At 47.8% G+C, this 13,136-nt stretch carries 12 protein-coding genes and 1 other RNA gene; 11 read left to right on the top strand and 2 right to left on the bottom strand.

Annotation, left to right across the window (positions count from 1 at the left end):
- The first annotated feature begins 90 nt into the window (after positions 1-90).
- From PPA03S_RS23725 to rnpB, 3 genes are all read left to right on the top strand, one after another.
- Entirely contained in the window at positions 91-849 is a 759-nt protein-coding gene (locus PPA03S_RS23725) for a tRNA (adenine(22)-N(1))-methyltransferase (protein ID WP_062326474.1), read from the top strand.
- Positions 825-1,940, top strand: a complete 1,116-nt coding sequence (locus PPA03S_RS23720) for a Nif3-like dinuclear metal center hexameric protein (RefSeq protein WP_062326472.1) — start codon at positions 825-827, stop codon at positions 1,938-1,940. The genes PPA03S_RS23725 and PPA03S_RS23720 overlap by 25 nt, the downstream gene beginning before the upstream one ends.
- Positions 1,941-2,025: 85 nt before the next feature.
- Positions 2,026-2,436: RNase P RNA component class A (rnpB, locus tag PPA03S_RS23715), an RNA gene on the top strand.
- A 237-nt stretch (positions 2,437-2,673) separates the two neighbouring features.
- Here rnpB and PPA03S_RS23710 read toward each other — a convergent pair.
- Complete coding sequence (locus PPA03S_RS23710) at positions 2,674-3,903, bottom strand: aminotransferase-like domain-containing protein (RefSeq protein WP_062326470.1); 1,230 nt, start codon at positions 3,901-3,903, stop codon at positions 2,674-2,676.
- Positions 3,904-4,011: 108 nt separating this feature from the next.
- Between PPA03S_RS23710 and pdxR the strand changes: the two genes are divergently transcribed.
- Together pdxR and PPA03S_RS32500 are read left to right on the top strand one after the other, a co-directional pair.
- Positions 4,012-5,532, top strand: a complete 1,521-nt coding sequence (pdxR, locus tag PPA03S_RS23705) for a MocR-like pyridoxine biosynthesis transcription factor PdxR (RefSeq protein WP_062326468.1) — start codon at positions 4,012-4,014, stop codon at positions 5,530-5,532.
- Positions 5,533-5,616: 84 nt separating this feature from the next.
- The gene (locus PPA03S_RS32500) at positions 5,617-5,874 is read left to right on the top strand and encodes a hypothetical protein (RefSeq protein WP_082704289.1); all 258 of its coding nucleotides are present in this window, start codon (positions 5,617-5,619) and stop codon (positions 5,872-5,874) included.
- Between the two features lie 99 nt (positions 5,875-5,973).
- On the opposite strand, the gene PPA03S_RS23700 is transcribed toward PPA03S_RS32500, so the two are convergent.
- Complete coding sequence (locus PPA03S_RS23700; RefSeq protein ID WP_062326466.1) at positions 5,974-7,848, bottom strand: S8 family peptidase; 1,875 nt, start codon at positions 7,846-7,848, stop codon at positions 5,974-5,976.
- 289 nt (positions 7,849-8,137) lie between these two features.
- On the opposite strand from PPA03S_RS23700, the gene PPA03S_RS23695 reads away from it, so the two are divergent.
- From PPA03S_RS23695 to thiI, 6 genes are all read left to right on the top strand, one after another.
- The gene (locus tag PPA03S_RS23695; protein WP_062326464.1) at positions 8,138-8,644 is read left to right on the top strand and encodes a YpuI family protein; all 507 of its coding nucleotides are present in this window, start codon (positions 8,138-8,140) and stop codon (positions 8,642-8,644) included.
- Between the two features lie 169 nt (positions 8,645-8,813).
- Positions 8,814-9,032 (top strand): DUF1540 domain-containing protein, encoded by a 219-nt coding sequence (locus tag PPA03S_RS32495; RefSeq protein WP_082704288.1) that lies wholly within the window; start codon positions 8,814-8,816, stop codon positions 9,030-9,032.
- Between the two features lie 34 nt (positions 9,033-9,066).
- Positions 9,067-9,483 carry a hypothetical protein gene (locus tag PPA03S_RS23690; RefSeq protein ID WP_411835248.1) on the top strand — a complete coding sequence of 139 codons (417 nt, stop codon included), beginning with the start codon at positions 9,067-9,069 and terminating at the stop codon, positions 9,481-9,483.
- Positions 9,484-9,720: 237 nt separating this feature from the next.
- Positions 9,721-10,476 carry a lytic transglycosylase domain-containing protein gene (locus tag PPA03S_RS23685; protein ID WP_062326463.1) on the top strand — a complete coding sequence of 252 codons (756 nt, stop codon included), beginning with the start codon at positions 9,721-9,723 and terminating at the stop codon, positions 10,474-10,476.
- Positions 10,477-10,636: 160 nt separating this feature from the next.
- Positions 10,637-11,785, top strand: a complete 1,149-nt coding sequence (locus PPA03S_RS23680; protein WP_062326461.1) for a cysteine desulfurase family protein — start codon at positions 10,637-10,639, stop codon at positions 11,783-11,785.
- Positions 11,786-11,791: 6 nt separating this feature from the next.
- The gene (gene thiI, locus PPA03S_RS23675) at positions 11,792-13,036 is read left to right on the top strand and encodes a tRNA uracil 4-sulfurtransferase ThiI (RefSeq protein ID WP_062326460.1); all 1,245 of its coding nucleotides are present in this window, start codon (positions 11,792-11,794) and stop codon (positions 13,034-13,036) included.
- The last annotated feature ends 100 nt before the right edge of the window (positions 13,037-13,136 follow it).

The following is a 13,136-nucleotide window of genomic DNA, read 5'->3' as shown; positions in this document are numbered from 1 at the left end:
TCATCCTTGAAATGTTTTATTGGATTTCATTTTATCGCTTTTTGTTGTTCAATGCAAATCAATAAATTAAATGAATGGTGTAGGTGCTTCATGAAACTTTCGAATCGATTACAACAAATACATGATCAAATTCCCGAAGGCAGCCGCTTGGCTGACATTGGTTCAGACCATGCTTTGCTTCCGGTAGCGGCAGTTCGCAGTGGGAAAGCAGCAGGTGCAGTAGCGGGAGAAGTTAACCCGGGGCCTTATGAAGCTGCACGTAAGCAAGTTAGCGATGCAGGCCTAAAAGAGCGAATTACAGTACGACGTGGAGATGGTTTGGATGTCATCTCTGCAGGAGAAGTGGATGTTATCACGATTGCGGGTATGGGAGGGGCGCTCATTGCCTCCATTCTGGATCGTGGCCTTTCCAAACTGGATGAGGTCAAACTGCTTATTTTGCAACCTAATGTGGGTGAGGACATCCTCAGACGATGGTTGTTGGAGCATCAATGGGTTGTAGTTGCAGAGCAGCTGCTTGAAGAAGATGGCAAAGTGTACGAGATTATTACAGCAATGCCCCAAGCCCTCAGTCCGATCGCCAACGAGGAAGTGTATCGGGCACGTCCGCTTGAAGGCGGAGTGGAGTTGACTTCAGATTTGCTGCTGCGCATGGGTCCTTATTTAACAGACCGTCCAACAGATGTGTTTTTTGCCAAATGGGAGAGCGAAATTGTCAAGCTGCAAAGTGTTGTACAGTCGATCTCCAAATCCGATCAGGAGTCTTCGCGGGACAAGGCGGCTGAGGTGGAGCGTCTAATTGTGAACTTGAAGGAGGTACTCTCATGTTTGCCAAAGGTCAAACGGTAATTCAATTCATGGAGCAGCTTGCTCCCAAACATCTGGCTGTGCCGGATGATCGGATTGGTCTTCAACTTGGTAGTCTGCAAAAGGAAATTACGCATGTTCTTATCGCGCTTGATGTTACGAACGAAGTTGTAGACGAGGCCATTCGGATTGGAGCCAATCTGATTATTGCGCACCATGCCATCATTTTCCGTCCGGTCAAATCATTGAATACCGACACGCCCATGGGGAAACTGTACGAAAAGCTGATTAAGCATGATATTGCGGTGTACATTAGTCATACCAATCTGGATGTGGCTGAAGGCGGAATGAATGATTGGATGGCCGAGGCTATTGGAATTGAAAGCAAGGAATCACTTGAGGACGTACATACAGATCATTTGTTCAAATTGGCTGTATTCGTACCCCGCACACACCATGAGCAGGTACTTCAGGCGATCCTTGAAGCAGGTGCTGGCAGTATTGGTCAGTACAACAAGTGCAGCTTCAATACAGAAGGCACAGGTACTTTTGTACCGGGAGAGGGGACACAGCCTTTCATCGGAACAGAGGGACAGATGGAGCGGGTAGAGGAAATGCGAATCGAGACCATTGTACCGCAAAGCCTGCGCAGCAAAGTTGTTCAAGCAATGCTTAAGGCTCATCCATATGAGGAAGTAGCCTATGACCTGTATGCAATGGATTTAAAAGGCCGTACGTTGGGTCTGGGGCGCTTGGGACCGCTCAAACAACCCAAGACACTCGGTGAGCTGGTGGAGGTCGTGAAGGCCCAATTGGATGTGCCATACGTTCGGGTAGTAGGCGATCTCAATCGGCAAATCAAAAAAGCAGCCGTGCTTGGCGGCTCAGGCAGCCGTTATACCCTTCCCGCACGCTTCAAAGGTGCTGATGTCATCGTAACCGGGGATATGGATTATCATACGGCTCACGATGCACTGATGGCAGGCATGTGTATTATTGATGTCGGTCATAATGCCGAGAAGATCATGAAACCGAAAACTGCGGACTGGCTGCGTTTCCGTTTGGAAGAAAAACGTTATGACACACAAGTAACAGCATCTGAGGTAAACACGGAAGTATTTCAGTTTATCTAGAAAAACATGTGAATTCGTTGCTGCCTGTAAATAATTAAGCTTGTTTGTAAACTCAAATGCCTGTATACTATGTAATGTTGTTCGGAAAGCTTGACAGACAATCGCTGGTGGCCTTCGTTGCCACGAGAGGAAAGTCCGGGCTCCACAGGGCAGGATGCTGGATAACGTCCAGTCAGCGCGAGTTGAAGGATAGTGCCACAGAAATGGACCGCCGATGGCCGGATTTTTCCGGCACAGGCAAGGATGGAACCGAGGTGTAAGAGACCCCGAGGAACGCTGGTGACTTCGTTCCTGGTAAACCCCATCTGGAGCAAGACCTAATGGGACACAGTCGACTCTTCGGAGATGGCAGCCTTAGCCCGAGGTGTGTCTAGGTTGGTCGCTTGAGCTGTACAGCAATGTATGGCCTAGATAGATGATTGTCGCTTGTGGTGGGAGGGTAGTTCCCGTCTGAACCACGAAGAGCACAGAACCCGGCTTACGGTAAGCTTTCCTAACTACAACAACACAACAGCAATACTGTAGTCCACTATCAGTCGAGGGGAACCAGAATGATTGTATCTGATCCTGATTGATCAGAAGGACGCCATCGCATCATAATGACAAAAGATACCTGTTCAATCAGGTTATATAATAAGGCGGCAGACTCTGAGTTTTCTCGGTCTGCCGCCTTATTTTTGTTCTACCATGTGAATGGGAAATGGTTCCTAATGATACAGTTGATGACAGTTTATTACAGTGTTACTACACTGTCCGACTGTAATGATGCATGCCACCGTTGAATGGCGCGATCCATACGCTCGACTGCCTCAGGCAGCAGGTCTGGATCGGTATGGGTAAAGTTGATCCGCATACGGTTCAGCTCCGGTGTACCTGCATAGAAGGAATCACCTGGTACAATGCACACTTTCTCCTGAATTCCATAGGTAAACAGATTGCTTGCCAGCATACTCTCAGGCAGCTGCAGCCACAGGAACATTCCGCCTTGCGGAGAGTTCCAGGAGATACCTTCCCAGGATTTTGCTGCCATGAGCGCGGTCAATTTCTTCATCCGCTGTTCATAATCCTGTGAGATATGGCGAATATGCCCGTCCAGGTCAAACGATTCCAGCAGTGCATGAAGTGCTCTTTGGTCGATGCTGCTGGAATGCAGATCTGCGCCCTGTTTGGCACGGGCAGCAATTTTGACTATATCGGGTGCGGCCAGAATCCAGCCCGTGCGGAGGCCAGGGGCTACGGTTTTGGAGAACGTGCTGGTGTAAATGACATTGGATGGACCCTCATAGGATTCTGCATCCAGTTGCGCCAGTGCAGGAGCGTCCAGCTGTTCCGGATTAAAGCGAATTTCCCCATAAGGGTCGTCTTCCAAAATCAATACTCCATATTTACGACACAAGTCCACCGCTTGCTGACGTCTGGCACGACTCCATACTTTGCCCGATGGGTTGGAGAACGTAGGATTGATGTAAACGAGTTTTGGACGATGCTGCTGAAGCTGTTCTTCCAGCGATGCAGGCAACATGCCTTCATCATCACAGGCGACTCCATGCGCTTCTGCCTGATAGGAGTGAATCACTTGAAGGGCTGCCAGATAGGTTGGTGATTCCACCAATACGCTGTCGCCCGCATCGAGCAAAATTCTGCATACCAGGTCAATGGATTGCTGAGATCCGGTAGTCAGAAGCATATGATCAGGTGAAGCGGGAATGCCCTTGGATTCAAGACGTTCGGCAATTTTGGCACGCAATGGTCGATAACCTTCCGTCTCTGCATATTGAAGAGCCGCTGCGCCGCCCATAAATACTTTGTCATATGCTTCACGAATGGCCTCAAGTGGGAACGATGTCTGGGCGGGTAAACCTCCGGCAAGCGATATCATTCCAGGTGCCTGTGCAGCCTGAAGCATGTCGCGAACGACAGAGGACGGGGTGTTTTGTGCCATTTTGGACCAAGGGATATTCATATTATTCTCATCTCCTGTTATTCACTGTTATACTGATGTTATAAACTATAATAGACGAAATGCATTATAACAGTAAAATGCGGATCATAACAGTTGGGGGGCATAGGTATGCATATTGAACTGAAGCGGGGGAGCAGCACCAAATTATATATCCAGATCGCCCTAACCCTTGCGGACCGGATAAGATCGGGGCTAATTGAGCCTGGAACCCGTCTTCCTTCTGTTCGAAAAATGACTGCAGACCTGGGCGTCAGCCTGGTGACCGTGTCCAAAGCATATGCTGAACTGGAAGCCATTCAACTGATCACCTGTTCTCAAGGAAAAGGATGCTATGTACGCGGGGGACAGGATCTGGAGATAACAGAAGACATGGAGAGAACTCACCGGACGCATCCGAGGAATGAATCAAGCACACCCTGGAACTGGCAGATGGCCCTTGTCGATTATTTGCCCCGTGCACAGCTTTGGCGACATTTTGACGCATCTCCTCAAGTTCAATATGAGCTGCATATGTCGGCCATTCAGCCTGAATTGTTGCCAACGCAGGAGATTATCGACAGTGCTTACCGACTCTCCTTGGATCATCCACAACGGATGGCGGCTTACGGCTCTTTCCAGGGAGATCGTGAGCTGCGGCAGACGTTTTCGGGGCATTTTGCAGAAAGAGGGCTCAGAGTAACACCTGAACGGATGCTGATCACGAGTGGGACCCAGCAAGGGATTGATCTTGTCGCACGGACATTCGTCGGGCCTGGGGACGTTGTGTATATGGAAGCACCAAGCTACACCGGTGCCATTGATGTGTTTACAAGCAGGGGAGCGAAGATCATAACGGTGCCGATGGATGATGAAGGGATGCGCATTGATCTGTTAACCCGGTTATGTGATACATATCCACCCAAATTGATTTACACCATTCCTACATTTCACAATCCTACAGGCATTACGATGACTGCACAGCGTCGTGCTCAACTGCTGAATCTGGCTCAGAGTTATCACTGTCTTATCCTGGAGGATGATCCGTTCGCTGATCTGTATTTCCATGATTCGCCGCCCGCTTCCATTAAATCCATGGATGGGACAGGTCATGTGGTATATATCAAAAGTTTTAGCAAGGTGCTGTCTCCTGGCTGCCGTGTGGCCTGTGCAGTTGCAGACGGAAGTGTGCTCACCCGACTTGTCGCTGCCAAATCCACAGCGGACCTGGGGAGCCCGCTTCTCACGCAGAAGGCATTGCAATCGTATATTCAAGTTCATTACAGTGCGTATACAGCTCGTCTGAGGGAAGAATTATATTCCCGTCTGTGTGCCGCCTCGGACGTCTTGGAGAAATATGCTCCTCCAGGGATGTACTGGACGCTGCCTGACGGAGGATTGAACTTATGGCTGCAATTGCCTGATGGTTTGGATATGCGTGAGCTGCACCGCCAAGCCCTTGCTGCAGGCGTTTCATTTTTGCCGGGTTCGGCCTGCTATGTGGGGGAGACGGATACGGCGAGTCTGCGAATTTGCTTTACGGTAACGAATCAGGAGCTGTTATGTGAGGGGCTGCGTGTATTGTGCAGGGTCATTGAGAAGGTTACACCCCAAAAAGGTGGGGCAACAGCGGACAGGCTACCGCTTATTTAATTTTTCAAAAATGGACATACATCCAATCCACAATGGACCAAGTGCAATACGTTATAGTATCACTTGAAAGGGAGTTGGTTTGAAATGAACCATTTCTGTCCACCGCTTTGCCCGATAGTTTGTGACCCGATCCAGGTTGTTGAAGATTACTACATTCCACAAATCGTACCTGTAATCCACCCGATCGAAGTCATCAAAAAACATCACTGTGTGCCAATTCATCATCATATGTACCCTGTAGTGGTCAAAGAAGAAGATCCTTGTTATATTTCAAGCCACAACGCCAAGAAAAAATCCGTGAAAAAATCAGGCAAATCCCGCACAACTTCTCGCAAGCGCTAGTGCAGCGGGTGCCCCGGGGGAATAGGTAAATATACCAAAGAGCAGCATACGCCCCGGGGCGCAGCTGCTTTTGTTTTTTTATATGAAGAGCTACAGTCATTATTTGGTGTACTTTTTCATCGTATTGTCCATTTGCTGTCTCACATGCTGTGGCCAGAACTGAAGTGGGGCGCTACTGCCTGAAGCCGCCTCCAAAGCCTTAAACACGTCGATCTGCCCATATCCATAATATTTGTCATGGCCAGGATCGCCGAGGTCTATAACGCTTTGACGCATCAAATCCATAACCTCCGTGTTGGTCAAATCCGGATTTAAGGAGCGGATCAAACCTGCAAGTGCAGCTACATGGGGGCTTGCCATCGACGTTCCGGACAAGGCCGCATACTGGTTTTTCGGATACGTACTTGCAATACTGGAACCTGGTGCCGTCACGTCTACGTAATCTCCATAGTTGGAATAGGAAGCTTTATTCATATCCGGATCCGTAGCAGATACTGCGAACACTTCAGGATAAGCTGCAGGGTATCCCGGTCGCTCCGTGTTGTCGTTACCAGTCGCAGCAATTAATACGATATCGCGGTCAAACGCGTATTTGATTGCATCATGAAGAAATTGGGCGTCGGCATAATTGCCGAGACTCATATTAATGACTTTTGCTCCATGATCTGCAGCCCAGATGATGCCTTCTGCAACAGCATAGGTTGTACCTGAACCTGAATTGTCCAGTACCTTAACAGGAAGTACCTTGTTGTACCAGCTCATGCCTGCAACACCTTCATTGTTATTCACAACAGCCCCGATAATACCTGCGACATGTGTACCATGGCCAACATCGTCAAGCGGTTTGCTTGCCGGATCAACGACATTATAACCGTCCAGCAGTTTGCCTTTCAGGTCAGGGTGGGTCAGATCAACACCGGTGTCTACCACCGCAACGATAACGTCCTTGTTGCCCTTTGTAATATTCCAACCGCGGTTGGTCTCAATGGCGGGCAGATTCCACTGATAGTCAGAGAATAAAATATCATTGGGCACGGTTACATCTGTTTGTTCAGTTGTGGTCTCATTGGTTAAATACATGTAGTGGGGTTCCATATATAACGGATTCCATTTACGTTCGAAATAAGCATGCAATTGCTCATAATTCATGGTTTCAGACCGGAAAACATACGTATATCCCAGCTTGCGTGCGGATTGGGTACGCAGATCAGATTTAATGATGCGCAAGTCCCGCTCACCCGGGTTCTGCCGGAAACGGATCACAATCTCATTTTCGTAAAAGTGACTGGCATTCGCGTTATCATGACCTGTTTTCACTGTGATTTCTTTGAGGGTATCCGGGTGCACCGACTCAATTTTGAATTTACCTTCACGCGGATAGGGAATCATGCGCAGATTCTTGCGTTGATGCTGCTCTACGGCATTCAGCACATTCTGGCTAAATAGTGCGATGACCGCTCGTTTCCCATCCTTGGAGGGCTGTCCCATCACAAAATACTTTTCTTTACCCAGAGGGAAGGAAGAGGACTCGAAGCTTTGACGCTTGCTGACGGCTTTCTTCGCAAGGGTAAGAGAATGTTCAAGTTTTTGCTGTTCCAGCTTGCTTCCTTTTGATGATTTTTTGTCAAAGTGCCGTCGGTTTGCTCCATCGGTACTCATCATATCGATGGAGCAAATATGGTCATGTGTTTGTTGTAATTCGGTGATGTAGCGCTTGATTTGCGAATCAGTCATATTGGAGGTTTTCTCAAGCATGCTGCTGAGATGCTGTTTGGCATCCATACGTGTAAGCATATCGGTTGCTTTTACATCCTGGACTTTGAGGCGTTGCTTGCTTGCATGCTCTTTGTGTGGAGAATCGGGCATGGCACTTGGGACTGGAACAGGGCGATTGGACGTGGGAAGCAGCAGCGTCAGGGCAAGTGCGCCCGCCCCAGCGGCTATGGCCCAGTTAACCCATTTCGGTCTGGACATAAGGGATGGAACCTCCTCAATTAGTTTGACAATCATTCTTAACCGTGTTCTGAATTCATCATTGTCACTGGTTATATCTATCGTTAGGAAAAGCGCATATTTTTATGCAACTGAACATGAGGTTGGATGCGTTTGCGAGCATGTTCAGCAGCAGAAAGGGAAAGCCTGATTAAGGGATACCGCTCGTCATCTTTTTATGGTAGGATAGTACCTGAGAATTCAAGGTCAAGGGCGAACATCCCTGTGGCCGATCTATATGTAAGGACTTATTTAAGGGGGAGCTACCTTTATGTCAGCAGCCAATGTACAGAAAACATGTGAGTCAACTAGGGAAAAGTTAAAACCGGCTATCGATCGGATCGAACAATTTTTGAATGAAAATGCCTTGCCTGAACTGGATCAGAATCAGACAGAGGAATCAACAACCTTCTACAAAGGATTTCTTTCGGATCTCCGTCATTTGCTCGTTTTTTCTGAAGTTTCTTACGAAAAACTTGGCGTTGTGCTGCGTCGTGCCAATTTTGATGTTGATTTTGCCGAAAAGGCTCTCTATAACACGTATCACCAATGCGTAAACAGCTTTTTCTATCCTAAAAATGAATGTTATTCGGAAGATGGCAGATACGCTTACACGGGTCAGGATGCAATCCGTTTCCGTGATAAGCCCATCCGTGCAGTACGGGATGTTATTCTTGAGGTGTCGAAAACCTATGAAGAACTGCGCGATGATCTGGCCTTTTATGAAAGTGACTACCTAACGCAGCGTCGGATGCAAAATCAACGCAATCACGCTTAATTAACATTTTCAACTTATTTGCGAATTGGACAAAGCCGCCCTTGTGGGCGGTTTTTTTTGCTGCTTTTTTATCCTGAATTACTCAAAAGGGATGTCATCATCTGGTATTTCGGCAGGGAATAGTGGGTTTGAACAGCGGGGACAATAGGTGTCGAGGTGATAAAAAAAAATGAGCCATGAGAAGCCAATTGTAAAATGCAGTGTTTCGAACTGTCACTTTTGGGGAGAAAACAATTTCTGCCAGGCCGATGCCATTATGATTGACATCGACCAACATGCCACTCGCCGTTTACATGAGGAATTTGCCGGAGAGACCTTTGATTCCGATCATCATGATCATGCGCGTACTTCTTCTGCGACATGTTGTCACACATTCAGACCCAAATGAGCAGTCATTCCCATTCATATGGAGGTGCTTTGCATTGAATAATGACCATAAAGAGGATCACCCGTTGCAACGTCAAAAAACGACTTCGTATGAAGAAGAGCAGCGTAAGCGTATAGATTATCCAAGACGAAGTCACAGGGAAGAATATGGTGCTGAGGTAGCGCCACCAACAGGTTCCATTCGCACAGAATCGACAGAAAGAACAGATCATACACCGGTGAAGCGTGAAGATGACGGTGTAATGAAATCTACGGGTCGAATCTCGGGATATATAGGGCTGGCGTTTGGCATAGCGTCCTTATTCATGTGGTCTATTGTCCTTGGTCCTGCTGCGGCGGTGCTTGGTTATTATGCCTATGTGAATGGCCGGAAAACAGCGGGTGCATGGTCTATCGGACTTGGCGCAGTGGCGACACTCAGCTACTTTTTCATGATTCCGTTTGCACGTTAATAAAGTAAAGACTAACTAAAGAATTGCACGTACCAGACATACTGAACAGATGATGATTGACTCTTCTAAGCCTTCTACTTTCCCCGGAGTTAATGGGTGATTGAAGAAGGTTTTTTCGTACATATGCAATCGTATGCAAATAAGAATTATTTTTTGAAAACAATGGAACCTTCATGTAAAACGATGTAGAATAAAGTCATCATATACGTTTACAATATACGGGAGTGGATATAACTCATGCAGATTGATCCGCGCGGGTCGCGGCAGTTGCTGGAACTGCAATTGACCAATAGTCTCAACGAAACGAATGCATCGAATGCAGCTTCTGGTTCAACAGTGGATTTTGCCAGTGTCATGGATGGGCTTCTTGGCACAAATCCAAATTCTTTGAATACTACTGAAGGAGAAACAGTTGACTCTGCTGAGGTCTCCAAACGTTCCAGTGACGGTCTTTTATGGCTGCAACTTGGTAGCATGTATAATCCGGATGCAGATTCTGTTTCTGCTCCAAAGGGTGATGTGGGCTCCTTATCTTCCCTGTTGACTACAGCTTTAGTGGATTCTGGAGCATCTGTACCTACGGATTTTGAATCATTGATTGCTTCAGCAAGCGCGAAATACGGAGTGCCTGAGTCTTTGATTAAAGCTGTCATTGACACGGAATCCGGTTTCGATCCAAATGTAGTATCTTCCGCAGGCGCCAAAGGATTGATGCAGCTAATGGATGGGACGGCTGCAGGTTTGGGAGTAAGCAATGCTTATGATCCTGCTCAAAATATTGATGGCGGAACCAAATATCTTTCTCTTCAGCTCCAGCGTTTTGGTGGCGAGGTGAAGATGGCACTTGCTGCATACAATGCCGGGCCAGGACGGGTGTCGAGGCTCGGTGTATCCAGTGACGCTGAACTGATGAGTGTACTCAACCGTCTGCCTTCCGAAACACAAGCTTATATCTCCAAAGTGGAGAAAGCACAGTCGAAATATATGATTTAAACAGGTTTGGGAAAACAACCGTAATCCAGGTAGAGATCAAACGCGGGAACAGCAGAGCTCCTATGAGCTCCGTTCCTGTTTGGTCTTTTTGTGTTGAACGGAGATCATGTTACAATGCTCACAGTAGATTCCACAATGAAGACTAGGAGGGGAACCTCATTTGAAATATTTTGATTATGCAGCAACGACGCCTCCTTATCCAGATGTCGTTCGTACAATGGCCGAGATTATGGAGGCACAATATGGGAACCCTTCATCAATTCATGGTTATGGTGAACGTGCCCATCAATTATTGCGCCGAGCACGAACCGGTTGCGCTGCAGCCATTGGAGTGAAACCCGAAGAAATCGTATTTACCTCAGGCGCAACCGAGAGCAACAACCTTGCTATTAAAGGGGCTGCATTACGCTATCAGTCTCGGGGCAAACACATGATTACCACTGCAACAGAACATGCTTCGGTGTATGAAAGTTTTGTGCAATTGCAGCAATGGGGGTGGGATGTCACCTGGTTGTCCGTGGATTCCGACGGCCTGGTGAGCGCCCAACAGGTCATGGATGCTATAAGACCCGACACAGTGCTTGTAAGTCTGATGCATGTGAACAATGAAACTGGAGCGATCCATCCTATTGCGGACATTGGTGAACGCCTCAAGAAGGAAGCACCAAGGGTGCTTTTCCATGTGGATGGTGTACAGGGGTTTGGGAAGATTGAGGCTAAACCTGCGGTGTGGGGTGCAGATCTATATAGTTTGTCTGCTCATAAGATTCGTGGTCCCAAAGGGGCGGGTCTCCTATATGTACGAAGCGGGGTGGAACTTACACCTCTGCTGTCAGGAGGCTCACAGGAGCAGGGACGGAGAGCGGGCACCGAAAATGTACCTTTGCTTGTCGGTATGGCAAAGGCGATGCGTCTCGCAGCGGAACGTCAGGCTGACTTTGCGTCCCGTACAACCATTTTGCGAGATCGTATTATGGAGATCATAGATGCAATTCCCGGATTTGTGCTAAATAGTCGTAAAGAGGGTGCGCCGCACATTGTTCATTTTTCCTACCCGGGAATGAAGGCAGAAGTGGCGCTGCATACCCTGGAGCAACTTGGAGTAACCGTGTCTACACAATCCGCCTGCTCTTCGCGATCAGCTGAACCCAGCAGGGTATTGCTTGCCATGGGCAGGGATAATGTTTGTGCGGCTGGCGGACTGCGTATTAGTCTTGGAGATGAACATACAGAAGAAGATGTGACTCTGCTGGAGCAGGCGTTACATCAGATGGTGGCGCAGCTGCGCCCGATGGAAAGGCGGATGTGATTTTAGATGAAATATGATATGCTGCTACTCCGTTTCGGAGAGTTTATGTTAAAAGGAAAAAATCGTGCCCGGTTCGAAAAAACAATCATTACCCACGTACGTTCTCTGCTTAAACCTTATCCAGGCGCAAGTCTGCGGAAGGAATTTGGACGGTTGTATGTGGATCTGGGCGGTGAATCTCATACGGAACTGCTTGCTGTACTTAAACGAGTGTTCGGAGTGATGTCGATCAGTCCGGTTAAAGTTACGCCATCGAAGCCGGAGGATATCGTGGAGACGGCTGTTGCTTTTATGGATGAGAGAGAGTCTGAATTCAAAGAAGGTACCACATTCAAGGTGAATGCCCGTCGTGTGTGGAAAGAGTTTCCTAATTCTTCGCATGAAATGAATCATCTGGTGGGTTCTCCGATCCTTCGGAAATTCCAGCAGTTAAGCGTAGATGTGCGTCAACCTGACATTGAGCTGCGTGTGGAAATCAGGGATCAGGGCACGTATATCTTCAGTGAAGTCATTCCGGCCGTAGGTGGATTCCCCCTGGGTACAAATGGCAAAGCGATGCTCTTATTATCAGGAGGCATTGACAGCCCGGTAGCTGCATGGTCTTCGATGCGTAGAGGACTTGAAGTGGAATGTGTACATTTCTACAGCTACCCATTCACAAGCCAGCGTGCCAAAGAAAAGGTCATTGATCTGGCGCGAGCACTTGCTGATCATGCAGGCACAATCAAGCTGCATCTGGTTCCGTTTACTGAAATTCAAACTGCATTTACCCAACTGGGACAGGATAACCTGATCATTACATTGATGCGGCGCTCGATGTTACGGATCGCTACCAAGTTGGCTGAACGTGAACGCGCGCTTGCGCTGATTACGGGGGATAGCCTGGGTCAGGTAGCGAGCCAAACGCTGCCGAGCATGAATGTCATTGGACGTGCAACGGATCTGCCGCTGCTGCGACCGCTTGTCATGATGGACAAACAGGAGATTATAACGTTATCCAAACAGATCGGAACGTATGATATATCGATTCTGCCATATGAGGATTGCTGCACGCTATTCGTACCGAAATCCCCGACAACGAATCCAAATCTGCGCATTGTGGATAAAATCGAAGCGACCATGAGCCAACTTGCTGAATGGGTAGACCAGGCGGTGGAGCAAACCGAAACGTTGACTTTGCATGCAGGTGAAACACCTATGCTGACCAATCAACAAGATCAGGATAACGAAATGAAGGAAGATTGGTTCTGATCATTCATCTTCAGAATCGAATGACATAATAAGGACTATGTTATCTCATCGAAAAAGGACTGGCCGAATTCTATCGGTCAGTCCTTTTATATATGTCCTA

This window comes from Paenibacillus pabuli NBRC 13638, assembly GCF_001514495.1.
GTDB classification, from domain to species: Bacteria; Bacillota; Bacilli; order Paenibacillales; family Paenibacillaceae; genus Paenibacillus; species Paenibacillus pabuli.
This window is presented reverse-complemented; position numbering and strand designations above follow the sequence as displayed.

Excerpts from the sequence above, each read along its gene's own strand:
- PPA03S_RS23725 (WP_062326474.1), top strand. The coding sequence starts at position 91 with ATGAAACTTTCGAATCGATTACAACAAATACATGATCAAATTCCCGAA.
- PPA03S_RS23720 (WP_062326472.1), top strand. The coding sequence starts at position 825 with ATGTTTGCCAAAGGTCAAACGGTAATTCAATTCATGGAGCAGCTTGCT.
- PPA03S_RS23710 (WP_062326470.1), bottom strand. The coding sequence starts at position 3,903 with ATGAATATCCCTTGGTCCAAAATGGCACAAAACACCCCGTCCTCTGTC.
- pdxR (WP_062326468.1), top strand. The coding sequence starts at position 4,012 with ATGCATATTGAACTGAAGCGGGGGAGCAGCACCAAATTATATATCCAG.
- PPA03S_RS32500 (WP_082704289.1), top strand. The coding sequence starts at position 5,617 with ATGAACCATTTCTGTCCACCGCTTTGCCCGATAGTTTGTGACCCGATC.
- PPA03S_RS23700 (WP_062326466.1), bottom strand. The coding sequence starts at position 7,848 with ATGTCCAGACCGAAATGGGTTAACTGGGCCATAGCCGCTGGGGCGGGC.
- PPA03S_RS23695 (WP_062326464.1), top strand. The coding sequence starts at position 8,138 with ATGTCAGCAGCCAATGTACAGAAAACATGTGAGTCAACTAGGGAAAAG.
- PPA03S_RS32495 (WP_082704288.1), top strand. The coding sequence starts at position 8,814 with ATGAGCCATGAGAAGCCAATTGTAAAATGCAGTGTTTCGAACTGTCAC.
- PPA03S_RS23685 (WP_062326463.1), top strand. The coding sequence starts at position 9,721 with ATGCAGATTGATCCGCGCGGGTCGCGGCAGTTGCTGGAACTGCAATTG.
- thiI (WP_062326460.1), top strand. The coding sequence starts at position 11,792 with ATGAAATATGATATGCTGCTACTCCGTTTCGGAGAGTTTATGTTAAAA.